The organism is Skermanella aerolata KACC 11604, from assembly GCF_000936425.1.
GTDB lineage: Bacteria > Pseudomonadota > Alphaproteobacteria > Azospirillales > Azospirillaceae > Skermanella > Skermanella aerolata.
Genome location: NZ_AVFK01000143.1, coordinates 1 through 2116, shown reverse-complemented (window position 1 = coordinate 2116; position 2116 = coordinate 1). Strand labels below are relative to the sequence as shown.

At 67.7% G+C, this 2116-nt stretch carries 1 protein-coding gene; it reads left to right on the top strand.

Annotated features, from left to right (window positions below):
• Positions 1-277 precede the first annotated feature (277 nt).
• Positions 278-1969 (top strand): sensor domain-containing phosphodiesterase, encoded by a 1692-nt coding sequence (locus tag N826_RS38800; RefSeq protein WP_169789517.1) that lies wholly within the window; start codon positions 278-280, stop codon positions 1967-1969.
• Positions 1970-2116: the final 147 nt, after the last annotated feature.

Sequence of the window (2116 nt, the reverse complement as noted above, 5' to 3'; positions counted from 1 at the left end):
ACATTCACTCAACCATGAGACGTGCACACAAAAGAACGAAGAACCCAAGTTTGGGCGCCGATCCACATGCAGATCCTCGGCGAGCAGCTCTGCCACATTACGCTGCGCTCGAGAACATGAACTCGCCCCGGGAAGAGAGCGCTGCGTTGTCATAATCTTAGCAAAGGATTGAGTACGCTGAAGGCGTTTCCGTCAGTGGGGTATGACCTCAACTCTCCTCCTCTGTGCTGCCCAGCCGGTGCACCCCTCTCACAGGAGCGCAACCAGTCCTCGCCGGTTGCGATCAAGATCCCCAGCCATGCCCCGCCAGCTCCACCGCTTTGTCTCCTTCGCCTTCGCCGTTGCCGATCTCCTGATCGAAGTCGATGAGACCGGGATTATCTGCTTCGCCATGGGCGCCGCCTCGGGTCTGACACATCAGGGCGATGAGGCCTGGCTCGGCAGGTCCTGGCTGGACCTCTTTCATCCCGATGACCGCGTGCTCGTCGAGGCCACGGCCGCGTCCCTGACCGCCGGAGCCCGCTGCGACACCCTGCCGGTGCGCCTGGCCGGGAGCGGTTCGGCCGATGCCGGGCGTCCGGCCCTGCTGAACGCCTGCCGGCTGCCGGGCAACGACAACCGGCTGTCGTGCGCCCTGTCCGCCGCTCCTTCGCCCAAGCCTGACGGCCCGGCGGCCAGGCCGCGTGACCCCGGGAGCAGCCTGCTCAATCCGGCGAGCTTCGTAACCTCGGCCGCCGAAATTGGCGCGGCCGCCCGCCAGGCGGGCCGTGACGTCGGGCTGATGTTTCTGGACCTGCCGGAACTGGCCGGGCTGGCAGCCAACCGGCCGGCGACCTGCGCTGACCTGGTGCACCGTATTGGCACCCTGCTGCGCGCCGGCGCGATCGACGGCGACGCCGCCGGGCGGCTGACACCCACGCGCTTCGCCGTTGTTCACGACGCCGACGCCAGCGAAATGGGCCACCGTCTCCAGGACGTCGCCGCCGCGGGTGTGCAAGCCGGCGTCCGGCTGAGCATGACCGGACACCGGATGGAGCTCGCCGCCCAGGATCTCGGCCGCGACGAACTCCTGCAGGCGGTGCGCTTCACGGTCAACCGCTTCGCTACCGGTACGGCCATGCCCGGGTCGATCGGCGCAGCCTTCGAGCAGATGGTCGGTGACACCCTGCAGCAGATGAGCGCGTTCGCCTTGGCGGTCGACGGCGAGGACTTCGAACTCGCCTTTCAGCCGATCGTCGATCTAGCCACCGGGGAACTCGACCACTTCGAGGTGCTGTCCCGGTTTTCCGGCGAGAGCAGCCCGTTCGAGAAGATCCGTTTCGCCGAGGAGATCGGCATCATCGAGCGGCTCGATATCGCGGTCTGTACTCGGGCTCTCGCCCTGCTGCGCGCGCCACCTCCCGGAGGGGCCCGGCCGCTCAGGCTGGCGGTCAACCTGTCCGGCCGGTCGATCGGCAATCCGCTGTTTGTCCGCCTCCTGCTTGCCCTGCTGGATCAGCACCGCGACTTGGCGGGCCAGCTGTCGCTCGAGATCACGGAAAGCGTCCAGTTGACCGACCTGGCCCAGGCCGACCGGGTCATACAGGAATGCCGCCTGCGCGGCTTCGCGGTCTGCCTCGACGACTTCGGCGCCGGTGCCGCCTCGTTCCCGTACCTGCAGTCGCTGATCATCGACGGCGTCAAGATCGACGGTGCCTACATCCGGAAGATCGGCCAGTCTCCCCGCGACGACGCCCTGCTGCGCGGCCTGGTCCGGCTGTGCACCGATCTCGGGGTGGACACCACCGCGGAGATGATCGAGACGGCGGCGCAGGCCGAGTTCCTGCGCGGCATCGGCGTGCGTCATGGCCAGGGCTGGCTGTTCGGCAAGGCCGCTCCGGCCCCGACCTGGCAGGCGAAGACCTCAGCTCCCGCCGTCACGGGCCGGACCCGGGCCCGGCGCCAGGGCGCCACCGAAAGCTGGGGATGACGCCGGGAGCGCCGGCTCCAGTTGGCTGTCCTCAGGGAGCCGGTTACTCGACCGCGGAACGACATCCCTGAGGATCAGCCGCACCGATCCTCCACCCGAAACGCAGGTAACGCTTTGTTGAGGCAGGAGTCCTACACTCAACAAAGA